The organism is Oscillospiraceae bacterium CM, from assembly GCA_022870705.1.
Taxonomy (GTDB): Bacteria; Bacillota; Clostridia; order Oscillospirales; family Oscillospiraceae; genus Sporobacter.
In genome coordinates this window covers 1,772,991-1,795,850 of record CP072107.1, presented here as the reverse complement: position 1 = coordinate 1,795,850, position 22,860 = coordinate 1,772,991, and the positions used below count along the sequence as shown (strand labels likewise).

General features: G+C 51.2%; 25 protein-coding genes. 7 read left to right on the top strand and 18 right to left on the bottom strand.

Going from position 1 to position 22,860, the window contains the following annotated elements:
- Positions 1 to 129: 129 nt before the first annotated feature.
- Positions 130 to 537 carry a hypothetical protein gene (locus tag IZU99_08895; GenBank protein ID UOO37366.1) on the bottom strand — a complete coding sequence of 136 codons (408 nt, stop codon included), beginning with the start codon at positions 535 to 537 and terminating at the stop codon, positions 130 to 132.
- A 238-nt stretch (positions 538 to 775) separates the two neighbouring features.
- Between IZU99_08895 and IZU99_08890 the strand changes: the two genes are divergently transcribed.
- A complete protein-coding gene (locus IZU99_08890; GenBank protein UOO37365.1) occupies positions 776 to 1,189 on the top strand; it encodes a DUF1934 domain-containing protein in 414 nt (137 codons plus the stop codon).
- Between the two features lie 12 nt (positions 1,190 to 1,201).
- Entirely contained in the window at positions 1,202 to 2,899 is a 1,698-nt protein-coding gene (locus IZU99_08885; protein ID UOO37364.1) for an arginine--tRNA ligase, read from the top strand.
- Positions 2,900 to 3,004: 105 nt separating this feature from the next.
- On the opposite strand, the gene IZU99_08880 is transcribed toward IZU99_08885, so the two are convergent.
- Positions 3,005 to 4,684, bottom strand: coding sequence for a hypothetical protein (locus IZU99_08880; protein UOO37363.1), 1,680 nt, complete (start codon positions 4,682 to 4,684; stop codon positions 3,005 to 3,007).
- A 184-nt stretch (positions 4,685 to 4,868) separates the two neighbouring features.
- Here IZU99_08880 and guaA point away from each other — a divergent pair, with 184 nt between their 5' ends.
- On the top strand, positions 4,869 to 6,392 hold the full coding sequence (guaA, locus tag IZU99_08875; protein ID UOO37362.1) for a glutamine-hydrolyzing GMP synthase: 1,524 nt from the start codon (positions 4,869 to 4,871) through the stop codon (positions 6,390 to 6,392).
- A 549-nt stretch (positions 6,393 to 6,941) separates the two neighbouring features.
- Here guaA and IZU99_08870 read toward each other — a convergent pair.
- Positions 6,942 to 7,508 carry a hypothetical protein gene (locus IZU99_08870; GenBank protein ID UOO37361.1) on the bottom strand — a complete coding sequence of 189 codons (567 nt, stop codon included), beginning with the start codon at positions 7,506 to 7,508 and terminating at the stop codon, positions 6,942 to 6,944.
- A 531-nt stretch (positions 7,509 to 8,039) separates the two neighbouring features.
- Here IZU99_08870 and IZU99_08865 point away from each other — a divergent pair.
- The gene (locus IZU99_08865) at positions 8,040 to 8,252 is read left to right on the top strand and encodes a cold-shock protein (protein UOO37360.1); all 213 of its coding nucleotides are present in this window, start codon (positions 8,040 to 8,042) and stop codon (positions 8,250 to 8,252) included.
- Between the two features lie 293 nt (positions 8,253 to 8,545).
- Here the strand turns inward: IZU99_08865 and IZU99_08860 are convergent, their stop codons facing one another.
- A complete protein-coding gene (locus tag IZU99_08860) occupies positions 8,546 to 8,938 on the bottom strand; it encodes a cupin (protein ID UOO37359.1) in 393 nt (130 codons plus the stop codon).
- 268 nt (positions 8,939 to 9,206) lie between these two features.
- On the opposite strand from IZU99_08860, the gene IZU99_08855 reads away from it, so the two are divergent.
- Positions 9,207 to 10,331, top strand: coding sequence for a radical SAM protein (locus IZU99_08855; GenBank protein ID UOO37358.1), 1,125 nt, complete (start codon positions 9,207 to 9,209; stop codon positions 10,329 to 10,331).
- 73 nt (positions 10,332 to 10,404) lie between these two features.
- Here IZU99_08855 and IZU99_08850 read toward each other — a convergent pair whose 3' ends face one another.
- From IZU99_08850 to IZU99_08830, 5 genes are all read right to left on the bottom strand, one after another.
- Positions 10,405 to 10,980 carry a hypothetical protein gene (locus IZU99_08850; protein ID UOO37357.1) on the bottom strand — a complete coding sequence of 192 codons (576 nt, stop codon included), beginning with the start codon at positions 10,978 to 10,980 and terminating at the stop codon, positions 10,405 to 10,407.
- A gap of 20 nt (positions 10,981 to 11,000) precedes the next feature.
- Positions 11,001 to 11,447 carry a cell wall hydrolase gene (locus IZU99_08845; protein UOO37356.1) on the bottom strand — a complete coding sequence of 149 codons (447 nt, stop codon included), beginning with the start codon at positions 11,445 to 11,447 and terminating at the stop codon, positions 11,001 to 11,003.
- A gap of 117 nt (positions 11,448 to 11,564) precedes the next feature.
- Complete coding sequence (locus IZU99_08840) at positions 11,565 to 11,753, bottom strand: ferredoxin (GenBank protein ID UOO37355.1); 189 nt, start codon at positions 11,751 to 11,753, stop codon at positions 11,565 to 11,567.
- Positions 11,754 to 11,838: 85 nt separating this feature from the next.
- Positions 11,839 to 12,837 (bottom strand): inorganic phosphate transporter, encoded by a 999-nt coding sequence (locus IZU99_08835; protein ID UOO37354.1) that lies wholly within the window; start codon positions 12,835 to 12,837, stop codon positions 11,839 to 11,841.
- Positions 12,830 to 13,453, bottom strand: a complete 624-nt coding sequence (locus IZU99_08830; GenBank protein ID UOO37353.1) for a DUF47 domain-containing protein — start codon at positions 13,451 to 13,453, stop codon at positions 12,830 to 12,832. The genes IZU99_08835 and IZU99_08830 overlap by 8 nt, the downstream gene beginning before the upstream one ends.
- Positions 13,454 to 13,829: 376 nt before the next feature.
- Between IZU99_08830 and trxA the strand changes: the two genes are divergently transcribed.
- The gene (gene trxA / locus IZU99_08825; GenBank protein UOO37352.1) at positions 13,830 to 14,141 is read left to right on the top strand and encodes a thioredoxin; all 312 of its coding nucleotides are present in this window, start codon (positions 13,830 to 13,832) and stop codon (positions 14,139 to 14,141) included.
- Positions 14,142 to 14,204: 63 nt separating this feature from the next.
- Here the strand turns inward: trxA and IZU99_08820 are convergent, their stop codons facing one another.
- Positions 14,205 to 14,882 (bottom strand): Crp/Fnr family transcriptional regulator, encoded by a 678-nt coding sequence (locus IZU99_08820; protein ID UOO37351.1) that lies wholly within the window; start codon positions 14,880 to 14,882, stop codon positions 14,205 to 14,207.
- A 119-nt stretch (positions 14,883 to 15,001) separates the two neighbouring features.
- Between IZU99_08820 and IZU99_08815 the strand changes: the two genes are divergently transcribed.
- Complete coding sequence (locus IZU99_08815; protein UOO37350.1) at positions 15,002 to 15,499, top strand: amidase domain-containing protein; 498 nt, start codon at positions 15,002 to 15,004, stop codon at positions 15,497 to 15,499.
- Positions 15,500 to 15,585: 86 nt separating this feature from the next.
- Here IZU99_08815 and IZU99_08810 read toward each other — a convergent pair whose 3' ends face one another.
- The 8 genes from IZU99_08810 to fliD all read right to left on the bottom strand — a co-directional run bounded on the left by IZU99_08810 (position 15,586) and on the right by fliD (position 22,570).
- Complete coding sequence (locus IZU99_08810) at positions 15,586 to 16,611, bottom strand: chemotaxis response regulator protein-glutamate methylesterase (protein ID UOO37349.1); 1,026 nt, start codon at positions 16,609 to 16,611, stop codon at positions 15,586 to 15,588.
- Positions 16,612 to 16,624: 13 nt separating this feature from the next.
- On the bottom strand, positions 16,625 to 17,440 hold the full coding sequence (locus IZU99_08805; GenBank protein ID UOO37348.1) for a protein-glutamate O-methyltransferase CheR: 816 nt from the start codon (positions 17,438 to 17,440) through the stop codon (positions 16,625 to 16,627).
- 90 nt (positions 17,441 to 17,530) lie between these two features.
- Positions 17,531 to 18,025 (bottom strand): purine-binding chemotaxis protein CheW, encoded by a 495-nt coding sequence (locus IZU99_08800; protein ID UOO37347.1) that lies wholly within the window; start codon positions 18,023 to 18,025, stop codon positions 17,531 to 17,533.
- A 30-nt stretch (positions 18,026 to 18,055) separates the two neighbouring features.
- Positions 18,056 to 19,426, bottom strand: coding sequence for a methyl-accepting chemotaxis protein (locus IZU99_08795; protein ID UOO37346.1), 1,371 nt, complete (start codon positions 19,424 to 19,426; stop codon positions 18,056 to 18,058).
- A 213-nt stretch (positions 19,427 to 19,639) separates the two neighbouring features.
- The gene (locus IZU99_08790; protein UOO37345.1) at positions 19,640 to 20,086 is read right to left on the bottom strand and encodes a YaaR family protein; all 447 of its coding nucleotides are present in this window, start codon (positions 20,084 to 20,086) and stop codon (positions 19,640 to 19,642) included.
- A 29-nt stretch (positions 20,087 to 20,115) separates the two neighbouring features.
- Entirely contained in the window at positions 20,116 to 20,568 is a 453-nt protein-coding gene (locus IZU99_08785) for a hypothetical protein (GenBank protein ID UOO37344.1), read from the bottom strand.
- Positions 20,565 to 20,966, bottom strand: coding sequence for a flagellar export chaperone FliS (gene fliS / locus IZU99_08780; GenBank protein ID UOO37343.1), 402 nt, complete (start codon positions 20,964 to 20,966; stop codon positions 20,565 to 20,567). The genes IZU99_08785 and fliS overlap by 4 nt, the downstream gene beginning before the upstream one ends.
- 17 nt (positions 20,967 to 20,983) lie before the next feature.
- Positions 20,984 to 22,570 (bottom strand): flagellar filament capping protein FliD, encoded by a 1,587-nt coding sequence (gene fliD, locus IZU99_08775; protein UOO37342.1) that lies wholly within the window; start codon positions 22,568 to 22,570, stop codon positions 20,984 to 20,986.
- Positions 22,571 to 22,860: the final 290 nt, after the last annotated feature.

Sequence of the window (22,860 nt, the reverse complement as noted above, 5' to 3'; positions counted from 1 at the left end):
GAAATATTTTCTTAATATCCATTATAATTGAGTGAAACTAATTTGTAAACTATTGTATTTAAATTGTAAATAATTCGACAAAAAAAGAAGCGAAACGGCAATACCGTTCGCTTCTTGAACCATCAGGTCCTATCGATTTAACGAAATATTATCCATGCCATTTTGTTCGAACTCTTCAATATATTCGTCGATCCGGCTTGTCAGCTCACTGAAATTATCGGGACCGATCGGTTCGAAATCCATATCGCGCCTGGCCAGTTCTTCAGCCAGAATCTCAAAAAAGACGGTGTCCTCGTAATCGGCAATTGCCTCGTGAATCCCGCCGTTTTCAAATGCGGCAGACGGCACAACGCGCCCCTCGCGGGTATCATAAAGCGCCTTCATACCGGCTTTGGCACACTGAGAGAAAATGAGGCTCTCAACGTGGTCGTAATCTTCAAAGCGGTCGGTGCCGCGTGTTGAATTCAAAATCCAGTTACCGATATAAACCAAATCCAGAAGACGCCGTAATTCAATTTCTGTCAGTTCGATTTTCATTTTGGCCCTCCCAGCTCTCATGTTTTTTCAGTCTTTATAGTATAGCAAAATCGTTTTAAAAATTCCACACTTATCTTTATTTTTGACTTGTTTTATTAATTATTATAGCATATCATAGTATGGACGTTTTTGGGGAAGGGTTCACCGCTCCGGCGGCGTCGTAACCGGGCCGCCCGCCGGCAGGGCGATGGGCGTGAACCATGGCGGCTTCTTTGGATATGCGAATGGAATAAAACATATGAAAAATGTTCTCATCTCGATCAAGGGTTTTCAATCAACGCAATACACGGACGAGGAGAGCTTTGAGCTCGAGACCGACGGGGAATACGCCGTCAATGACGGCGTGATTGAGTTTTGTTATATGGAAAGCGAACTGACCGGATACGCCGGGCAAAAAACGTCGTTCGTCGTCGAGCCGGAGCGTGTGGTGCTGACACGGGCCGGGGGGCTCAACGGTGAAATGATTTTCTCCGAAGGCCGCAAGCACCATTTCGTCTATGAAACACCGTATGGCTCTCTGATGATGGGCATCGATACGAAAAGCATTACACAAAGTCTCGGCGAAAACGGCGGTGACCTTGAAATCCATTATTCAATTGACGTGGATAACGTTGTTATGAGCCGAAATTCCTTCAAAATCAACGTCAAATAGCTGAGGTACGACATGGCAAATTTCATTGACATCGCAAAATTTCAAATTGACGCGCTTTTGCGCGCCGCTTATGACAAAGCGGTTTCGGACAAGCTCTTACCCGATGGCTTTGACTTGACGGGCGGCGTTGAAATTCCGCGGGAGACATCTCATGGCGACTATGCCGCGACGCACGCCATGGCAGCTGCGCGCGCGCTTAAAATGCCGCCGCGCAAAATCGCGGAAGCGCTTGCCGCTTGTCTCGTTTTAAATGACAGCTATTTTTCCCGGTGTGAGATTGCCGGGCCGGGCTTTATCAACTTCTATCTGTCCGACAATTGGTACAGGGATGTCTTATGCGCCGTCGAGGCAGAGGGGCAGAACTTTGGCCGGTGTGATATCGGTAAGGGCCAGCGCGTCATGGTTGAGTTTGTCTCTGCCAACCCAACGGGGCCGATGACAATCGGCAACGCCCGCGGCGGCGTTTTGGGGGATACACTTGCCGCCGTCCTCGATATGGCGGGCTACAGTGTCTCGCGCGAGTTTTACGTCAATGACGCGGGCAACCAGGTCGAGCTGTTTGGCCGGTCGATTGAGGCGCGCTATATGCAGCTGTGCCTTGGCGAAGACAATTACGCGTTCCCGGAAAATGGCTATCATGGCGACGATATCCGAGCGCTGGCAGCGCTTTTATTTGAGCGTGACGGTGACAAATACGCCGCCTGGGAGCAGGACGCCCGCAGCCGCGCCTTCGTCGCCTTTGCCCTGCCGCATAACATCGCGCTGATGAAGCAGCATCTGGAGCGCTATCGAATTCGCTTTGACACATGGTTTCTTGAAAGCACACTCCATGAAAGCGGCTACGTCGCCGAGACGGTCGCATTGCTTGAAACGAACGGCTATACGTATGAGAAAGACGGCGCCCTCTGGCTTAAAAACATAGAGCTCGGTGCCGATAAGGATGAGGTGCTGCGCCGCGCCAACGGCTTTTACACATATTATGCCGTCGATATCGCTTATCACCGTAACAAATTCGTCGAGCGTGCCTTTGACCGCGTCATTGACGTTTGGGGGGCCGACCATCACGGCCACGCCATCCGCTTCAAATCGACGATGACGTCTCCGGCGCTTGGTATCAACCCGGACAGGCTCGATTTCGTTATTATGCAAATGGTGCGCCTCGTCCGGGACGGGGAGACCGTCAAGGTTTCGAAGCGAACGGGGAAGGCGCTGACATTAAATGACCTCCTCGACGAAATTTCTGTTGACGCTTGCCGCTTTTTCTTCAATGCCAAGCCGGATACGCATCTGGAATTCGACCTTGGTCTCGCCGTCCGGCAGGACAGCGAGAACCCCGTCTACTATGTCCAGTACGCGCATGCCCGCATCGCCAGCCTTTTAGCTGCGCTGAAAGGGGAAGGGCACGATGTTTTGCCCATGGCACAGATCGATGGCGCTTTATTATCCCACGAGACGGAGCGCGAGCTTGTCAAGCAGCTTTCGCTGCTGCCGGAGGAAGTGAAGCTCGCCGCCAGAGATTACGACCCCTCCCGCATCAACCGCTATGTCATCGAGCTGGCCGCCCGGTTCCACCGGTTTTACAATGCCTGCCGTATCAAGGGTGAAGCACCAGACATGCTCGCAGCGCGGCTCAAGCTGGCCGAATTGGCGCAAACCGTTATTCGCAACAGCCTGTCAATCCTCGGTGTCACGGCACCGGAAAAGATGTAGTGTTCACAAGTAAAAAGATTCTTCGCCGTATGGCTCGGCATGACAGTGGTGTCATGCCGAGGGGCTTGAAGCCCCGAAGAATCTTTTTTTATTATTTTACGTTGATTAAAGCCTTTTTCTGTCCTCCGGGGTTGCAATCCGGCCGATGAGCGCTGCGGCCTCCGCTTTTGTGATGAGTCCCATCGGATCATAGCGGCCGGGGGGAAGTAGCAGAACGCCGGCCCGCGCCAGCCGGTAGATGCTTTCACCGGAGGGTGTAGTTTCTTCAACATCCGGGATATTTGCGATATGATTGATGACAGGGAATTCGGCCTGCGGTACGCAGCGGGAGAAAATAAACGCCGCGTCCGCGCGCGTTGCGTATGCCAAAACATCGTCAAAGGCACCGCGTGAAACGATACCGTGTTTGACGGCATATTGGAAATACGGGGTGTACCACGGCGACGTCTGCGGGAAGGCCCCGCTGCCGCTGTGATAGATGTTGTGCAAAACGGCTGCCATTTTAACAGCTTCGGCTAGCGTGAGAAAATCAGAAGGCCCAGCGGCGGCGCGTTTTGACGGTGCCGGTTTGGGCGGATCCGCCGCATCGTCGTCAAAACGCTTTTCATCGGGCGCCGGCCCAAAAATGTAAAGCGCATATGGCAGCTCCGTAATTTTTCTGAGGTTTGACAGCGCCCCGGAAGCGGCGGCAGGCACATCACCCGTCGCATGTGCCGCAGTCAGCAGCGTTGAGGCCAGACGTGTCACATCATCAGAAAAGCCGCTTTCCGGCCCATTAACTGCCGGGCGAACAAGGTCGGCAGGTGGCTTGCCTGTTAAAATGCGTTCATTGAATCTTGGTTCAATATATGGCCTGAAGTCGTTTTCAGGCTGTAACATCGTCTCACCGCCCGTCGCGTCAGGACGAACAGTCATCGGCGTCTCATCGCCCGTCGCGTCAGGACGGACGGTCATCGGCGTCACCGTTTTGCCGAGAGCTGCAGCACCGCCGTTATCTGGCGCTTTCATGATGGGAACGGTATCTTCCCGAAGCATTGTCATCAGCGCTTCGCGCAGTTCCGGCTCCAAAGTCAGAATAAGCTCGTAGTCGGATTTGGAGAGGCTGACCAACAAAGCACGGCTTTGCCCCGCAGTCTCATCCTCCTGTATCACAGCAGGCTGGCGCACGCCGGGGCCCTGTGCGGAATCGGCGCTGTTCGGTGGCGGCTGAGGGACAGACGTGCTGGAAAAAGCGCCCAAAGGAGCCTCCTGCATAAACGATTCTTCACGAAGGACGCCGAACCGCGAGAGCAGCGCTTGAACCTTTTCCTGCAAAAAGGTCTGTGCTTCATCGGCCGTGTCGGGGATGACAGCTGATTCAGCAGTGCCTGCCTGGTTGACGGGCTTTGAGATCTGCCGTCCGCCTGTTTTTCCCAACTGCTCATAATTTCTGATCCGCGCCAGTTCCCGCAGCGTTTCAGCGGGTAGGGGTGCCTCGTCGCCGCCCAAGCTGAGCGAATATGCGTCGCCAGGCAGTGGCGCGCTGTTTTGCCCGCTGTTTGGTGCGTTCTGCCGCCGTGGCGGTGCTTGCCTGTCGGCCGCTTTCTGGTCATAGCCTTTGATTTGAAGACTGAGCGTATATGGATTGTTCAGAAACTCCGACGTCGCGGTGTCGGACTGAAAATTGTTGTCGGGCAGGGGCATGATCTCGACGGGTGGACCCTTAATAATGCCTTTTTCCGCAATGGTGCTGCTGTCCGGCAGAATCGGCGTAACCGACGTCAGCCCGGAAGGAATCCCGTCCATCAGGTTCACCCCCTTTTTGGCCCTTACTTTTAGTATATATTTCGGTATTTTATAATGTTTGTTGAGCCATTTTCCGAAAACAAGCATAAAATGCGCCGAAAGGTTCCGCTTGCTTGACACGGCTTTGCCTTCGTGTTAACATAAATAAACTATTCCGGCAATGGGTCAAGATCGGGAGGATATTATGGACAATCAGCTTGTCATTGTATTGGATTTCGGCGGGCAGTATAAGGAGCTTATCGCACGGCGCGTCCGCGAGTGCAGCGTCTGTTCCGTCATCAAGCCCGGCAACATGCCGCTTGGCGATATTAAGGCGCTCAATCCAATCGGTATTATCCTCACCGGCGGCCCGGACAGCGTCTATTGTGATAATGCACCCCGGTGCGACCCCGCACTGTTTGACCTTGCCATCCCGGTTCTCGGCATCTGCTATGGCCTTCAGCTGCTTGTGCATTCGACAGGGGGCGCGGTTAAGCCGTGCACCGTCAGTGAATACGGGCGCACGAAGATGACGGTGGATCCCGTATCGCCGCTTTTTCGAGGCCTTGATAAAAATCAAATCGGGCTCATGAGCCATACCGACCAGGTGGATATGCTGCCGCCGGGATTCACGGCCATAGCCGCCACCGCGGCCTGCCGGAATGCCGCCGTTGCCGACGACAAACGGCACCTTTACGGCACGCAGTTTCATCCCGAGGTTGAAAACACACCGAACGGCACGCAGATGATCCGCAATTTTCTTTTTGAGGTCTGTAATGCCGCCGGAGACTACAATATTCATGATTACGAGACGCGCATGATCGGCGAAATCCGCGAACAGGTCGGCGAGGAGCATGTCATCCTCGGCCTCTCCGGCGGTGTGGACTCCTCCGTGTGCGCCGCGCTCTTGGCTAAGGCCATCCCGGGGCGGCTCCACTGCATCTTTGTCGACCACGGCCTCTTGCGTAAAGACGAGGGCGATGAGGTTGAGGCGGCCTTTCGCGGCCGCGACCTCCATTTTATCCGCGTCAACGCTGAAGAGCGGTTTTTAAAGCTCTTAAAAGGCGTCGACGACCCGGAGCAAAAGCGCAAGATCATCGGCACCGAATTTGTCCGCGTTTTTGAGGATGAGGCGAAAAAACTCGGTAAGATCCGCTTTCTCGCGCAGGGGACGATTTACCCGGACGTGATCGAATCGGGCGTCAACGCCGCCGTCATCAAAAGCCATCACAACGTGGGCGGCTTGCCGAAGGATATGTCGTTTACAGAGCTTGTCGAGCCGCTGCGCGGCCTGTTTAAAGACGAGGTGCGCGCCTTAGGCCGCCAGCTCGGCCTGCCGAAGGCGCTTGTCGAGCGCCAGCCGTTCCCCGGGCCGGGCCTTGCCGTCCGTGTCATCGGGGATATCACGAAGGAAAAGCTCGACATGCTGCGAGAGGCCGACGCCATTTTCCGTCAGGAAATGAAGCGTTCCCGCGTCAAGTCGGATCAGTATTTTGCCGTCTTAACGGACACGCGCTCCGTCGGCGTCATGGGCGATTTCCGCACCCACGGGTGGACGGTCGCGCTCCGCGCCGTCAAGACGACCGATTTTATGACATGCCAGGTTGTCCCGATCTCCTATAACCTTCTCACCCGTACGGCAACCCGCATCGTCAACGAAGTCCGCGGCGTCTCCCGCGTCGTCTACGACATCACCGGAAAACCCCCCGCGACGATAGAATGGGAGTGAATAATTGAACCACGGGAACCATTGCAAATACTCGGTTATTATAGGCGGCGTTTTTGCTTATAATTCAATTTTGGCTCTAAAATAAGAACTGAAAACGGCTCTCCATTTCTGTGGAGAGCCGTTAAAATTGTCGATTAGAATGTCAAATTGCGCATGGCCCGGTAGCGGGAGTTCCACAAACAATACCTGTCGGAATGGCTGTTGCCTCCGCAGAGAAAGCGAGCGGTACCTGAACGCAGATACTCTGGCTGACAATAAACGTACAGGAGTCAGTAGGTGAAGGCGTCCCGGGGCATGCGCCTATAACCGGGCCACCAACACAAAAGGATTCAATGTCTCCCACAGTGACATTCGGCGTAATGACAACTTCAGCCTGAATGCAAACGGTTTCATGGACCAGTGCCGGACATTCTATCAGTTCGTTCGGCGCTGCAGCGGCAGTAGCGATATCGGAAGCTGTTTCACTACATCCACAAGGATTTGACAAATATAACACACCTTTCTGGTATTTAATTACTGAATAATTTTAATTTATTTGGATGGCTTTTGTTATGGGCAATGCTCAGGGCATCCGGATAAATTTCCTAAGTTAAATGCAGCCAGCGGTGCTGCTACAAGCGGCGCACCGGCCTTCCCGACGCCCGATGGAGACGTTGCGATGAAAGTATTGGCATTGGAGATTGCTATGCTAACATTGTCGCAGGTTGCTCCGTTTATGACATTTAAATTAGACGCAAGGAGCTGAGCATAGAGATTTTGATATTGCCTGGCGAAGGGCGGCAGGGACGGGGCAGGCGGCGACGGGGTATTCAGCGACAATACCGCAGCAGAGTTTGCCGTTGTGACTGTAAAGCTTGCACCTAGGTTATCGATACCAAGTATGATTGACCCGCCTGCGGCGGTGATTAATGAGTTTGTTAACGCAGGATGCGTGCTGAAATACCCAAATGAATACGTGCAGCCAGTGACAGTCGAGCAATTACCTGATGCCGGTGTTCCGCAGGCAATGCCTGCCGATATGGCAGAGACATCCGCTTTAAACGTTAAAGGAATCTGAACACAGATATTCTGGCTTACTGCAAATTTGCATGAATCCGTCGGTGACGGCGTTCCCATGCACCCGCCAATAGACGGTGAGCCGACGCAAAATGACTCAACATTCCCAGTTGCGACAACCGGAATAATTGAGACTGACGCCTGTATACACACATTTTCATGGACTATTGCTGGACATTGTATTGGATCGGATTGTGAAAGATTTTTATTCAATATGGCTGATGCAGACTGAGAATCTGAACAACCATAGGAAACGGACAAAAGTGACCCACCTTTCAGGTTGCATCTTTACATTATACAAAATTTCCTCGTTCTTGTTACAAGCAGTTTTCATTTAGCGAGTGGGAGTAGGAACTCGTCGCAGCGGCAAGAGCGCGAGACGATTCCATGCGCGCTCTTGCAAAGCAAATCATATCACAAGAAAAATGGGAAAATACGGGTATTGACAGATCTGCACTATCGTGCTATAATACCCCTGTATTCAATATGACAGCTATGATCTCACATGTTCGTAAATCACAGTTTTTGTTGATGAACGAACTGATGTGAGTTCTTTGTTTTATTGGTATGAATAATTTTTGGAGGTACCGAATGAATAGTGGTACAGTAAAATGGTTTAATTCTGAAAAAGGCTTTGGATTCATAGCAAATGACAATGGCGGAGACGATGTGTTCGTGCATTTCTCAGCAATTGCCAGCACAGGCTACAAAACGCTTGAAGAGGGACAGAAGGTCACGTTTGATACGGAGAATGACCCGAAAGACAGACGCAAAATGAGAGCTGTCAACGTCCGCATGGCGTAGCCTCATCCCGCACGTATTATTAGTTGGACAAATTATATTTTGAGGCTTTGGAATTGAACGATTTTACCTCCTAGGTACCTTTTGCCATAAGAATAATACATTTCGCAATTTTAAAGAGCGAGCTGATTGACACAATCGGTTCGCTCTTTATTTTTACGCACAATAACAAAGGGCAAAGAAGCGAAACCGGATTAAAAGTATAACGCAGTAAACCCAAGCCATACCGGCTTCATGAATGTGCAGGAAAGCACCCTTCCGGGTGCTTTCCTGCGTTGTGATTTTTTGTTGTGAGTTTAAACGAGTGGGGGCATGAATTTGGCGAAAATCTGCAAACCGTCATCGCCTGCGGTGACCGAGTGCAGTGTCTGCGGCTGGAAAATCGTCATCACGCCTGTCTCGTAGGCGAGCTCCTGCCCGTTGTTGACGCAGACCCCCGTGCCTGAGATGACCTCGTGCGTCTCGAGCTGTGTCTGATGCATGTGGCCGTTGATGCTCATGTTCGGTGCAATCCGGATGAGATGGTAGCTGAACTTGCCGTCCGTGTCCTTCGATGTAATGAGATGCTTCAGCTGAACGCCGCCATAGGCAGGATGATCTGTCCACGGTATGTCGGCAAACGGCTTTGTCATGTTAGGAACGCGGAGAACGCCGTTTTCAAAAGCTTCAAACAATACTGTGTTATTCATAACGTGCACCCCTTTCGTGGATATGATAGGGCTATTATATACCAATATTGTATATATTAAAAGCATCAAATGTCTCAAATCGGCAGCCTTTAAATTGTGCGTTTCAACATGTTTTTGGTGATCGTCTCTTGACATGAAGATGGCTATTGTATTAATATAATAATACAAAAATCGGCGTCGCTGACATTTTAATCTCATTTTAATTCTATTCTGCCTTTTGTATGATAGGATAGCATCAATAGGCGATACCGAGACGAAGAGGTGGCATATGGAAAACTTTGCGGCGTACTTAAACGAAGGCGTTGAAATCATCGTTCGGCAGGCGCTCCGCTCGGCGCTCTCTAACCCGAATGAGACGGCTTTTATACTAAAGTTCATGGCTGAGGCAAAAAAGGCGGCGGATAGGCGCCTTTTTGCATCAGAGGGTGGCGTGCACGTTCCGCCCTTTCTCATCGCCAGCATCTCGTCACAGTGCAATCTGTTCTGCGCCGGGTGTTACGCACGCGCGAACAATAGCGTCGGCGAAAGTGCCTGCGCCACGCAGCTCACCAGCGGCGACTGGGCGCGCTTATTCGGGGAAGCGCGCGCATTGGGCGTGACGTTTATCCTTCTCGCGGGCGGTGAGCCGCTTTTGCGGCGGGACGTTATTGAAGCCGCTGCCGGCTTTCCTGAAATCGTCTTTCCGGTCTTTACAAACGGAACACTGTTTGACGAGGCTATGGTTCGCCTTTTCAACAAAAAAAGAAATCTCGTGCCGATGCTAAGCCTTGAAGGAGACGCGCAGCAGACGGACACGCGCCGTGGCGACGGCGTCCACGCGGCGCTGGAGGTCGCGATGGCACGCCTTAGGGAAATGGGCATTCTCTTTGGCGCCTCTATCACTGTGACAAAGGAAAACCTTTTACGCGTGACCGATCAGACATATATTGAAAGACTGCGTGAGAGCGGCTGCAAAGTCGTCGTCTTTGTCGAATATGTCCCGGTGGACGCCTCGGCGGCCACAGCGCCGGACATGGAGGACAGGGCCGTGCTGCTGGCGCGGCAGGATCGACTGCGCTGCGAGTTTGACGATATGCTTCTCATCGCCTTCCCGGGCGATGAGGAAGCGCTTGGGGGCTGCCTCGCGGCCGGGCGGGGCTTTTTCCACATCAGCCCGACAGGGGACGCCGAGCCGTGCCCGTTTTCGCCGTTTTCAGATACGAACCTCCGCGCACGACCATTAAAAGACGCGCTCACATCCCCGCTGTTTCGAAAGCTCGGCCTCGGCGGTTTGCTTGCCACTGAGCATCTCGGCGGCTGTGCCCTGTTCGGCCGGGAAGACGACGTACGCCAACTGCTTGTTGATGAGATCGACTCTGGATCACCCCAAAGAGAGCCGATATATTTATGTTGAATTTAAATTCAATATAAATAAAACATACAAAAACCCCCTGAAACAGGCTTTCAGGGGGTTTTTGCAATCAATATCAAACGGAGGTGACGAATCTGGCAGAGTAGAGGTCGCACATGATCATGGCGTGCGTGGCATTATCTTCGAGAACGAAATAATTGACGCCGACTTCGCGGAGAATCCCTGTTTTGTCAAGATAAAGGCTTGAAAAAACGAATTCCGCACGAACGCGTTTGCCGATTTGAGATTTCAAATAATTTGGAATATAGCCGGGGCTCATAACGGACGGCGGGCCCTGAACATTGAAGAATGGGTCTGTGGCATAGGCGTCGTCCCGTGTCGTCGTATTCTGCCTCGTGGGGGCCTGTTGCGTGGGCATATCACCATACGGCATCGCCATCGGTGACGGGTCTTGGTAGGCAGCCGGGGAGAGACCGGTCATGCTCGGGGTGTTTGAATCCTGGTAAGCCGGGGAGAGCCCCATGTTCGGGGCTTTTGGTGTCGGCTCTGGCATCGCCGCAGGTGAAAGGCCCGTATTCGCGGGGTTCATGTTATTTATGTATGGTCTGATTGGGGGGGCGTCGTTGTAGGGCTTAGCTTGCGCTGGATTAAAAACGCGGTTGTCAGCCCAGTTAATGTTGTTTTTGTTCATAGCAAAACACCTTCATTCAATTATGTTTGCGCGTATAAGTCTGTCGGATTATAGAAGCAATGCTGATTAACGCGCGTGAACCAGTAGCCTGAGCCGTTATACGGGAAGGGGTCTGGGCAGGTCGGGACAAACGGGTTCATATACCAGAGTGACTGACTGCCGACACCGGTGAAAGTGCCGCCCTGAATGGCCCAGTCGGCGATATCGTAGTGAACCTGCAGCGGCGTCATGTTCCAGATATTTTGCCCGTTATCTGAGCCGCCGATCACAGTTTTCAGACAGGAAAACTGGCATGCCTGCTCGATCACACGGCGAAGGTCGCCCTGACCTGTGCGGAGATACTCGCCGTACGCGACGTGGACGCGGTTCATAACGACGGTGGCGACAGCCCGCATACCGGCGTCACCCTCGCCTTCTGCCTCGCAGCGAATCAGCCGTGCAAATAATTCTCTTGTATCCAAACACATCACCTCATCTTTTACTAATATATTCCGGCATCCGTCAGAGGACACTTTGAAGCCGCAAAATAATAAAAGGCGGCTGTAAAAGCCGCCTTTTGGATATTGTATTCAGTTCTTTCGCGCTCAGTCTTCGAGAGAGATGACGGAAACGGGGCAGGAATCCCGCGCTTCCTCGGCACTGGACTGCAGCTCTTGGGTGACGTCGGCATAAGCCTCCGCCAATCCGTCTGAGCCCATACGGAAGACGTCCGGGCAGATGGAGGCGCACAGCGTGCAGGCGATGCAGCCTGATTTATCTACAGTAGCTTTCATGGCGTTCTCCTTTCCATACGGATATTACCCCAAAAAGAAGCGCATTATACCGGCCTTTTCCAAAAGGGCGTGCCACCGTATGTGATTAATGGTTTGCGATCAGCTTAAAGATAAATGTTATACCGGCACCAAGGAGCATCGTTGCCGGGATTGTAATAAACCAGGAAGTAATAATATTCTTGACAAGCGACCAGCGGACGGCCGACAGGCGTTTGGAAGCGCCGACGCCCATGATGGACGCGGAGATAACGTGTGTTGTGCTCACGGGCGCTTTGAGCGCTGTCATGACTTGAATGACGATAGCGGCGCTTGTCTCAGCCGCGAAGCCGCCAATTGGCTGAAGGCGGATCATATTGACGCCGATTGTCTTAATGATCTTCCAGCCGCCAAGGGATGTGCCGATGGCCATCGCAAGGGCACAGGCCAGCTTCACCTCGACTGGGATGCCGAAATCACGATTGATGACACCGGCGCTGACAAGCGCGAGCGTGATAATACCCATTGATTTCTGCGCGTCGTTGCTGCCGTGAGAGAATGACATAAAGGCGGCTGAGACGACCTGAAACTTGGAAAACCATTTGTCGACGAACTGTGGCGTACAGCGCTTGAGCAGCTTGTACAATCCGGACATAATGATATAGCCCATCAAAAAGCCGATGACGGGGGAAGAGAAGAGCGGGATAATAACTTTTTTCAGGACACCCGACCAGATGATGGTATCAAAGCTTGCGGCATAGACGATAGCCGAGCCGACAAGGCCGCCGATGAGCGCGTGAGAGGAGCTGCTCGGAATGCCGAGATACCATGTGAAAAGGTCCCAGATGATAGCGGCAAGCAGCGCAGCAACAATAACGTATTGCTCTAAAGAGGCGTGAACAAGACCTTTGGATATCGTCTCGGCGACGCCCGTGCTGACGAGAGCACCGAGAAAATTTAGACCGGCAGCCATGATAATAGCCTTTCGCGGCGTTAATACACGGGTCGAAACGGATGTTGCGATGGCATTTGCCGTGTCGTGAAAGCCATTGATAAAGTCAAAGGTCAAAGCGGCGATAATCACCGCAATCAGCATCAGACTAAGCATGCTTTGTGACGATCCCTTCAACAATATTGGCGACATCCTCGCAGGCGTCGAAGGAGCGCTCGAGGAACTCGTAAATTTCTTTCCATTTGATGATTTCCAACGCGTCCAGACCGCTTGTAAAGAGGTCGGCCGTTACACGGCGGTAAATATCGTCGCCCTCGTTTTCAATGCGATTGACCTCGATAATTTTTTCACACAGCGTTTTGCTGGTTTTCATGTTTTTAAGCTCAGACATGACGCATTTAAGTTCTTCCGTACAGCGGACAATGAGGGCGGAAAGGAGCTTGGCGTCGTCGGTGACAGCTTTAATGTCAAACATTCGAAAACGGTGGGCCGTATCCTCAATGGCGTCGGTGATATTGTCGAGCTCCTTGGCGATTTCGTTGATATCCTCGCGGTCAATCGGCGTGATAAAGGATTTGTTGAGCTGGTCGACGATACCATGAACAAGAATGTCACACTCGTGTTCAATCTTTTCAATCGCATCAATTTTTGCATCGACGTCAGAATAATTGCTGATAAGGTCATGCAGCTTTTTCGCGGCCTTGCAAGCCATTTCGGCCGTGTTTTCAAACATCGTAAAAAATACTTCTTCCTTGCGTGTGACTCGGAACATGCTCCCACTTCTTTCGTTCAATGAAATTTATTTGCCGCGATTCGAAAATGCGATGCCCTGAGAATATTCGCGTACAAAAACCCAGCAAGTCAGGTGTTGTACCGGATTCCGGCGACCTTTGGCTGGGTTTGTTACTGACCGACATTTGGCCGAGTGTATGACGTATAGTTATCTGAATTTTAACATAGGAGGATTCAATTAACAAGAATGATTTTACACAAGTCTTGCCCTGCGACAGCTTTTTTTCTAATCAAACGGCCTAAAGGCTTTGCCTGCCAAAACGAAGCGCCGCCACACAGCAATGTGACCTGCTCACAGATAAAAAGCGCCATTCGGGTATAATAAAGTTAATCAAAAAAACAAAGGAGCGATGAAGATGTCGGTACTGACAATCACAAGAGATAATTTTGAAGCTGAGGTCATTCGTTCGGACAAACCGGTTCTGCTCGATTTCTGGGCATCATGGTGCGGGCCGTGCCGCATGGTATCGCCGATTGTCGACGAGGTAGCCAATGAAACCACAAATGCGAAGGTCGGCAAAATCAACGTGGATGAACAGCCCGAATTGGCGCAGGCGTTTAACGTTATGAGCATTCCGACGCTGGCCGTAGTCAAGGGCGGCAAGGTTGTCAAAACAGCTGTCGGCGTCCGCCCGAAGGCGGACATCCTGCGCCTGCTTGACGTATAACAGGAGAATGGTTAAAGCGGCGGCGGTGCAATCACCGCCGCCGCGCCTTTTATAAGCGATTTTCTACTCGGTAAGCTTTCGAAGCTTCTTTTTGTCAATGATCCTGATTCCGCCGCGGGAGAGTTCGACGATGCCCTCTGATGAAAAATATTTCAGCATCCGGCTGACGACTTCACGAGCACTGCCGACGTCACGTGCCACCTGTTCGTGTGTCAGGTGCACCGTATCGTCGGCTGATTTGGCAATCTCATCCCAGAGAAAGACAGCCAGACGTTTATCCATGCTCATAAAGAGGATCTGCTGCATCGCCCACATCACGTCGGAAAAACGGTCGGTCGCTGTTTTATAGACGAAGCATTCAACATAAATATTGCGCTCAACAAGGCCCTGCAGGTACAGAGAGCTTGTAAAATAGACGTCGGCGTTTTCCTCGGCGTCAATCTGTACGTCAAACGTGATGGCCGATAAAACACATGAAGCGGAAAGGACGCACACATCGCCTGCTTTGAGCCGGTAAAGTGTGATCTCCTTACCGTTTTCGGACAGCATATACGTCCGCAAAACGCCGCTTTTAATAATGAGCATGCCTTTACAGTCATTCTCGCCGTTATGCACGCAGGTACCTTTTGGGTAATGCATTAAGGTTGTGTTTGCCAAAACGCTTTCCCGCTCGTCCGGCGTCAGGTGATCCCAGGCCGAAAAAGACCTCGCTAAGGTTGAGGTTGTATCCGCCACTTCCATCGATTAACCTCCGCTTTTTCTGATGCCTCTATTTTAAACGAAATTTCCGTTTCATGCAAGATGTGTTACAATGCACGCGCCGCTGCATACAATGACAGAAACGGAAAAGGACGGTCGGAATGGGCAACGGTTCGGCGTCATATGACAGGCTTCGCGCTGTCGGATATGCGCACACATGGGCATATGGGAGAAACCCCATGTATTATAATTATGAAAACATCGGTGGTGACTGCACCAATTTCGTCTCTCAATGCCTGTTCGCGGGCGCGCAGGTGATGAATCACGCACGAAATGGCTGGTATTATTATGATGCCAACAACAAGTCGGCCTCCTGGTCCGGCGTTGAATTTCTCTATGAATTTTTAGTCGGCAACAGTGGGCTCGGTCCATTTGCCGCGTTGAGCTCGGCAGAGGACATCCTGCCCGGCGATATCATCCAGATGTCCTTTAACGGCCAGTATTTCCAACACTCCCTGTTTGTTGTGGACACCGGCCGTGGCGCAGGGAAGAAAACCATACAAGTCGCCACGCATACGGATGACACGGACCATAATCCGCTTGAAACATATACATATGAAAAAATCCGTTTTCTGCATATCCTAGGCGTGCGCTTATAGGCATCTGACACGGTATCAGCCGACAAAACAGCATGCGCCGGTCAAAGCGCATGCTGTGAATTGCTGTTATTCGGATGAAGAGGCGATTAAGTTGCAGCGGTGACGATGGCTTGTGCAATGGCATCAAGGGGCGCCTGCTTTTCAACGGCGCCGATTTCAAACGCGACTTTGGGCATACCGTAGACGACAGAGGTCGCCTCGTCCTGGCCAATTGTCCTGGCACCTTTCTGGCGCATCAGCGCGAGCCCTCTTGCGCCGTCGGCACCCATGCCTGTCAGGATGACCCCGACAGCATCTTTACCGATGGAGAGCGCCACAGAGTTAAACAAAACGTCGACGGAGGGGCAATGCCCGTTGACCTTTTCACCAACATAGCATTCCAGACGGATCTTGTCGCCGATTTTGTTGACTATCAGATGCTTGTCACCGGGGGCTATAAAAGCAGTGCCGGGTTCCACAAAATCACCTGTCTGAGCTTCTTTCACGCGCAGGCGCGTTGTCCTGTTAAGACGCTCGGCGAAAGTCCTAGAAAAAACAGGCGGGATATGCTGAACGATGACAATACCGGGTAGGTTGGTCGGCAGCGCGTTTAAAACAGAGAAAATGGCCTCGGTGCCGCCGGTCGAAGCCCCCAGAGCGATGAGCTTTTTGGTGGCGGTTGAAACGGGCTGTAGAATGCTTCTTGCCGCTGGCGCCGCTGACTGGACAACGGGGAGCTTCGCGTAGGAGGAGATTTTTATTTTTTCTATTAGATCCGCTATGAAAATGCTGGAAGAGCGGCCGGACGTTGTATCAGGTTTGGCAACAAAGTCAACAGCACCGGCGTTCATAGCGTCAAGCACAGCTTCACTTTGCGAGCTGACGACAACGACGCGCAACGGATATTGCGGCAGAAGCCTTCTGATAAATTCAATACCGTCCATCCGTGGCATGACAACGTCACAGATCATCACATCAGGGTCTGTCTCAACGATTTTATCCCGTGCATCAAACGGGTCAATGGCCGTTCCGACAACGACAATGTCAGGGTCTGCCGAAATGCCTTTTGAAACAACGCCTCTGAATAGGGCGCTGTCGTCAACTATCAATACACGTATTTTCTTTGAGAGCACGGGGTAAGCCTCCTTATTCCTTCCGATAAACAGCTGGCATGACAAATTTGTATTTTGTCAGCTCCTTGTTGAGCGACTCCGCCTGACCGATGAACAGGTAGCCGCCTTTCTCTGTCATCTCATAAAATTTATTGACAAGCTCGGCCTTCGTTTCATTATTGAAATAGATCATCACGTTCCGGCAGAAAATCACATGAAATTTCTTGCGGAAGGAAAATGTTTCGTTCATAAGATTGAAAGGCCGGAAGATGACCCCGTTTTTTATGGCGTCGCTGACGGCACTTGTTTCAGCATCGACTTTCTTAAAATAATTCGACCGCCAGTGGGTGGGCAAGGGCGCCAGTTCCTTGTTGCTGTATACGCCGTTTTTTGCCTCATTGAGGGCTTTGAGTGAGATATCGGTGGCGAGAATTGCCGTATCCCAATTCTTTTTCTCAGCACCAAAAAATTCGTCGATAATCATCGCGAGTGTATACGGCTCCTCGCCGGTGCTGCACCCGGCACTCCAGACGCGCAGGTCGCGGTCACTGATTTCATTTTTCAGATAAGGCAGGACGCGGTCGCGGAAAAAGTTAAAATGCTCGACTTCCCGCATGAAAAATGTATGATTCGTCGTTATTTTATTTATGAGGTCAATGGCTGCTTGGCCTGTTGTATCGCCGACGACGTAGGCATAATATTCCGAAAAGGTCCGGAAATTTTTTTGAACCAAAAGGCTTTGAAGCCTGCCGGTGACAAGTGCCAGCTTTTCTTCCTTCAGTTGGATGCCAAAGTTGGCTTTCACGTAATCTGTGATTTGCTTGAATTCCTTTTCCGTAATTTTAACCAATGAATCCATCACCTCTTTGACTGTGAATCGGAGAGAACGGCTGGCGTTCTCTCCGTAGCTATTTTGTTGACAGGCGAATGAAGACCCGCCTCAGGCACTGATATCGGCGAGCTCGCCCATAACGTCATCCGACAAGAGCTTTTCGCAGTCTAAGATCAAAACGATGGCGGATGGTGTTTTACCGATACTTTTAACGAATCTGTTCCCTGATATGGTGTTTAGGCCCGGAAGAGGGGAGATTTCCTCGTCCGGAATCGTCAGCACCTCGGCAACACTGTCGACAATCAAGCCATAGGAGAAGCCGCCGATGTCGACGACGATGACACATGTTCTGTCATCATATGGCTTCGGCTCAAGTGCAAAACGCAGACGGATATCGATAAGCGGGATGATGCGCCCTCTCAGGTTAATAATGCCTTTCACATAATCCGGCATCTCCGGCAGCTCCGTGATGCTCTGGATGCCAATAATCTCCGTCACATATTTTATTTCAATGCCGTATGATTCCGTGCCGACCAAGAAGTCCAGAAAACGGCCTTTTTGGGCATCTTCCTCGTTGACGGCGTTATTGATGACTTCGCTCATCTTGATTCCCTCCTGCAGGTTGATTAACGCTTAATATTTGCCAAAATCACCTTCACTCAGCGAAATTTTCTGTTTGGTCTGCGGTTTGCTGGAGAGCTGATTGAGCATCTGAATCGACTCCGGGCTGCGGTCGGTTTTTGTCTGCCGGGAAGCCCCGCCGGCTCTTTTGAGTTTAAATACACTGACAGATTCCTTCAGCTGAGCTGCCTGGCCGGATAGCTGCTCGCTGGCGGCGGCGCTTTCCTGGCTTGTCGCGGCATTTGTCTGCACGACTTCCGAGACCTGCTGAATACCGCTGTTAATCTGTTCTATGGACAAGGCCTGTTCGTTTGACGCCTGTGCGATTGAGTGGATTAAGTCAGCGGCAATCTCAACATGCGTGACGATTTCGCGAAGCGCTTCAGCCGTGTCTCTGGCAATTTTCGTGCCGGACTCGACCTTGCGTTTGGAACCTTCAATGAGATTCGTCGTCTCCTGTGCGGCCTGTGCGGACTTGGCAGCGAGGTTTCTGACCTCCTCAGCGACAACGGCAAAGCCCTTGCCGTGCTGGCCGGCGCGGGCTGCCTCGACCGCAGCATTGAGCGCCAGGATATTTGTCTGGAAGGCGATATCGTCAATGACCTTTATGATTTTACCGATGTTGGCGGAGGAATCATTTATTTCGTCCATCGCGTTGAGCATATCCTGCATATGCTCATTGCCTTCGGCAGCATTGACTTTAGCCTTTTGGGACAAATCGTTTGCTTTTTCCGCATTTTTCGCGTTGAGATTCGTCTGTGAGGCGATCTCAACAAGTGAAGCCGTCAGCTGCTGGATGGAGCTTGCCTGAACTGTTGCGCCCTGCGAGAGGGAAAAGCTCGAATCGGCTACGAGATTGGAGCCGGAGGAGACCTGATCGGCCGCCGCAAAAATCGCGCTCACGACGCGGTGCGTGTTGTGAACGACGTCTAAAAGCGCCTGGCCGAGTTCATCGTTGTCACTTTGCATATGTATGTGTGTCGTTAAATCGCCGTTGGCGATCTGGCGCGTGTCTTCAACCTTTTCCTTCGAACGTTTAATGAGGTTGTTGAAAGCATCGGACTGCTTGCATGTCTCCGTGCTTGATGCGTCGAGCCAGACATCTTTGTCAAAATAGGAGAGGTTGCCTTCGGCCAGCATATTCAGGCCGGTTGTGACAGCCTCAAGATGCGCGATAATGTTGTTTCTGAAATAACGCGTTACAATGGTGGCGGCTGCCAGCCCCAGCAGGAAAAGGAATATAACGATGATGATGCGGCCTGTCTGCCCAAACGGGAGTACATCCAGCGCCATCAGGCCAAGGATGATCAGCGCCACGCCGACAATGGAAAAACTGGACAGCAGCTTAACCGTTATGCTCGATTTTTTAAACGTATTATTCATGGTTACAGCACCCCGTAGTCAAATTTAATCGCGCCCGAACAAACGGGACGGATTACTGTTTACAAATATTATCGACAGGATTTATCGGCGGTTTATAAAAAACACAAAATATCATAAAAAAACGAAAACAGGCCGCATCTTTTGTCGCAAACGCCAAAAATCATCGGTGACATCAAGAAACATCCCGCGCAGCAGGGCGCAGGATGTTTTTGTTCATAGAAGCAGATCCATCACAAGGCCTCGGATATCGTCAACGCGGCTTAGGATATCGAGCTTATCACCCGTCTCGACAAAGAGGTCGGATGCCAATGTGCTGAGCTTCTGATCAATGACGGTAACAGTTTCAAAAAGGCGCTGACGCCCGTTGGCGTCTGTTACTTGCTCCGTCTGCAGCGTGTAAGCGTTCTGAAGAATGTCGGACAACAGCTCCTTTATTAAGAGGCGGCAGCGCTCGAACGTATCAAGATTGACGGGCGTTTCAAGACACTGCGCCGTTTCCTTCAGGTCATCAAACAGCTCCTGCGCGCGTTTTTTCAGGTTGTCCTTCAGCGATTGGCCCATCTGGTCGCGGAAGCGTTCTCCGGCCGTGCCGCCGCCGGAAGAAGATGTCACGCCGTATAGGGGCGGCTTTTCCGCGCGGCTGATTTTATTGATGTCCATCGCAAACCTCTTTCGGTCTGTGCCGGCAGTTATTTTGATAAATCAACACTGTCGCCCGGCTGCTCGCTCAATACCGTTTTCATATAAGCGGAGATATTTTTTTTGTTTCTGGCTTTTAGCGTTTCATTTTTATAAATTTTCATTTTGCCGCCGATGATCTTCATGATGTCCAGATCCTTTTTCGAAACATCGTGTAAAACAGCGCGGGCAGCGCGTCGGAGTTCTTCGGCGTCGGGCGGCAGCGCCCTGCCGTTTTCAAACGCCTCGACGTTTTCCAAGAGGTCGTCGATCTGATATTCAATACTGACAAGCTTTTCGATAATCTTTTCACGGTCGTTGACGACGGCGACGATTTTCTCGTCATCTCCGCTTAAAAAAACATCGTAGTGTTCGTCGGTATATGCCTTCAAGGCGCGGCTGATATCGAGCGCCTCCGCCATCAGCGTGCTCAGTACAGTGATGTGCTGTTCGGACGTATTCATCCGCAGCTGACCTCTTGCGTCGGTGCATACGGCGCTTTGGCGATTTTCTCCCAGGTGTCTCGCATGGCGGTGAGAATTTCCAGAACGTCGGGCATGAGGGAGAGGTCTTTTCGGCTGTTCATCTCGCGCAGTGTCCGAAGCAGGAAATCGTAAATATCCAGCAGTTGGGCAGAGAGATCGACACTTGTATCCAGACAATTCACAAGCTCGAGGATAATTTCCTGCGCGTTAATGAAATGCGTATGCGCGCTGCTGACGTTCTGATTGTCTTCCAAGCTAATCTGTGCGAGCTTCAAATGCCGCAAAGCCGCGTCAAACAGCATGACAATCAGTTCTGCCGGGCTCGCCGTCATCACGCTTTGCTTTAAGTATTCCTGTTTAATTTTCTTATAATCCACGTTTATACCTCACCATTTTATGACGATGTTGAACCGAACAGCTGACTGATGTAAGAGGCTTGAGTGTTGAGTTTAGACAGCGCCGTCTCCATATTCGAAAATTTCTTGTAATACGTGTCGGCCAGAGATTGCAGCTTGTCCTCCAGATCGCTGACCTCCGTCCCGTAAGAAGTAATTTTAGTGGACGCAGTCTTCATCTGGTTTGTCACAACCGACGTATAGCCTGTGATGCTGTTTTTAAGCTTGTAGATAAGCCCCTGATCGGCACTGGCTGCGGTGCTGCTGCCGTTTGTGAACATCTTGACGACCTCGTCCGGGTTGTTTTCAAGGGACGCTTCAAAGACCGTCTTGTCAAAAACTATCTGGCCGGCATTGCTTTCAAAGTAGCCGGCAAATGAGATGCCGATGTCTGTTGCGTTCCTGCCGGTTCCGCCCAGAGCTGAGTAAAAGGCGTTTTTCAGATTTGACAGCAGGTTTTCGAGGTCTGTGTTATGGCGGAGAAGGCCGCTTTTCGCTTTCGTTTCCCATGCTGTAATTTGCTCTGTCGTCATTTCAGCTTTCTGGTCATCCGTCAGCGGCGGATAATCGGCGGAGTAGTCCTTCTGACTGTTGAGCGCCGATAGTTTTTTATACAGCGTGTTGTAGGCGTCAACAAATTTTGAGACGGCGTCCGACGTTGTGCTGAAGTCACGTTCGATAGAGAAGCTGACCGTTTCTTCACTTGTGCCGGTCGTCACTTTTTTCAGATTATAGGTGATGTTGTCTATCGTAAAGGTGTTGCTGTCCTGATTAACGGTCGTTCCGTTGATGATAGCGGTGGCGTCACTGCCGTTTTTGACGATCCCCGTCCCGATTTTAAATGCACTGTTCGTGCCGAAGGCGTTGCCTTTCAAGTTCGTGATGTTAACGCTGCTGTCGGCCCCGCCGGCATCGGCCGTAATGGTGAAGGCGTCTGTCAAACGGCTGTATTTCATTGTGACATTAGCTGTTTTATCGGTGTTAATGGTGTTGATCATGCTTTGCAGCGTTGTGTCTTTTGTAAAAGAAAATGTTTTGCTGTTGATAGAAAAGGTGATTTTTCCGTCGGTGCCGAACTGGAGCGGTGTTGCCAAGGATAGGCTGCCCAGCGTGGCCGTGTTGCTCGAGGAAATTTCCGTTCCGTTTTTTGACACCTTGCCGCTGCTGGCGGCATAGGCGTTTGCCGCCAGCTTGCTGACTTGAACTGTAATATTACCCGTATCGGCACCGCTCGCCGCCGAAATACTCACAGCTCCGGCGGTGCTCGCTGTAACGGTTTTGTAGGACATGTAAGAGGCCGACTTAAGCATGCTTGACGAACCGGTCACGCTGACATATGTATTCAGGAAATCGTTCACGTCATCTTGGACACCCTCCAAGGCGTCGTTATACCATTGCTGACGTGTTTGCTTCTGCTTGACGGCGTCAATCTTTGCCTGCTGCGACGAGCACATGCTTTTGACAAGAGCATCCGTATCAAGGGACGAAAACATGCCTGTTAAACGGGAACTCGTCCGATAGGCTGAATTTGTGCCCGTTGTTGTGCCGGAGCCCGACGAACCCGATGTGGAACTGACCGTAGACATCCTGCCATCTCCTTTCCGAATATAACCCTGCGGCGTCTGCCGCGCGGTTGATATGATGGCGAAATGAGGAATTAAATGCCATTAAAGGCAGATCGTGCAACAAATATTGGCTCTAATTCAATTATCGTTCCAATCGTCCCGAAATTAAGATACGTTGTAAAAATTTTTGCGTTTTTCATTGGCAGATGACGTCTGTTTGTGCATGAAATGAGCGAGACCTGACAATTTAGACAATTTACGATGAGATTATTTATCTATTAGGACGATACTGCTGAATTAAAATGATTCAT

Excerpts from the sequence above, each read along its gene's own strand:
- IZU99_08895 (UOO37366.1), bottom strand. The coding sequence starts at position 537 with ATGAAAATCGAACTGACAGAAATTGAATTACGGCGTCTTCTGGATTTG.
- IZU99_08890 (UOO37365.1), top strand. The coding sequence starts at position 776 with ATGAAAAATGTTCTCATCTCGATCAAGGGTTTTCAATCAACGCAATAC.
- IZU99_08885 (UOO37364.1), top strand. The coding sequence starts at position 1,202 with ATGGCAAATTTCATTGACATCGCAAAATTTCAAATTGACGCGCTTTTG.
- IZU99_08880 (UOO37363.1), bottom strand. The coding sequence starts at position 4,684 with ATGGACGGGATTCCTTCCGGGCTGACGTCGGTTACGCCGATTCTGCCG.
- guaA (UOO37362.1), top strand. The coding sequence starts at position 4,869 with ATGGACAATCAGCTTGTCATTGTATTGGATTTCGGCGGGCAGTATAAG.
- IZU99_08870 (UOO37361.1), bottom strand. The coding sequence starts at position 7,508 with ATGGGAACGCCGTCACCGACGGATTCATGCAAATTTGCAGTAAGCCAG.
- IZU99_08865 (UOO37360.1), top strand. The coding sequence starts at position 8,040 with ATGAATAGTGGTACAGTAAAATGGTTTAATTCTGAAAAAGGCTTTGGA.
- IZU99_08860 (UOO37359.1), bottom strand. The coding sequence starts at position 8,938 with ATGAATAACACAGTATTGTTTGAAGCTTTTGAAAACGGCGTTCTCCGC.
- IZU99_08855 (UOO37358.1), top strand. The coding sequence starts at position 9,207 with ATGGAAAACTTTGCGGCGTACTTAAACGAAGGCGTTGAAATCATCGTT.
- IZU99_08850 (UOO37357.1), bottom strand. The coding sequence starts at position 10,980 with ATGAACAAAAACAACATTAACTGGGCTGACAACCGCGTTTTTAATCCA.
- IZU99_08845 (UOO37356.1), bottom strand. The coding sequence starts at position 11,447 with ATGTGTTTGGATACAAGAGAATTATTTGCACGGCTGATTCGCTGCGAG.
- IZU99_08840 (UOO37355.1), bottom strand. The coding sequence starts at position 11,753 with ATGAAAGCTACTGTAGATAAATCAGGCTGCATCGCCTGCACGCTGTGC.
- IZU99_08835 (UOO37354.1), bottom strand. The coding sequence starts at position 12,837 with ATGCTTAGTCTGATGCTGATTGCGGTGATTATCGCCGCTTTGACCTTT.
- IZU99_08830 (UOO37353.1), bottom strand. The coding sequence starts at position 13,453 with ATGTTCCGAGTCACACGCAAGGAAGAAGTATTTTTTACGATGTTTGAA.
- trxA (UOO37352.1), top strand. The coding sequence starts at position 13,830 with ATGTCGGTACTGACAATCACAAGAGATAATTTTGAAGCTGAGGTCATT.
- IZU99_08820 (UOO37351.1), bottom strand. The coding sequence starts at position 14,882 with ATGGAAGTGGCGGATACAACCTCAACCTTAGCGAGGTCTTTTTCGGCC.
- IZU99_08815 (UOO37350.1), top strand. The coding sequence starts at position 15,002 with ATGGGCAACGGTTCGGCGTCATATGACAGGCTTCGCGCTGTCGGATAT.
- IZU99_08800 (UOO37347.1), bottom strand. The coding sequence starts at position 18,025 with ATGAGCGAAGTCATCAATAACGCCGTCAACGAGGAAGATGCCCAAAAA.
- IZU99_08795 (UOO37346.1), bottom strand. The coding sequence starts at position 19,426 with ATGAATAATACGTTTAAAAAATCGAGCATAACGGTTAAGCTGCTGTCC.
- IZU99_08790 (UOO37345.1), bottom strand. The coding sequence starts at position 20,086 with ATGGACATCAATAAAATCAGCCGCGCGGAAAAGCCGCCCCTATACGGC.
- IZU99_08785 (UOO37344.1), bottom strand. The coding sequence starts at position 20,568 with ATGAATACGTCCGAACAGCACATCACTGTACTGAGCACGCTGATGGCG.
- fliD (UOO37342.1), bottom strand. The coding sequence starts at position 22,570 with ATGTCTACGGTCAGTTCCACATCGGGTTCGTCGGGCTCCGGCACAACA.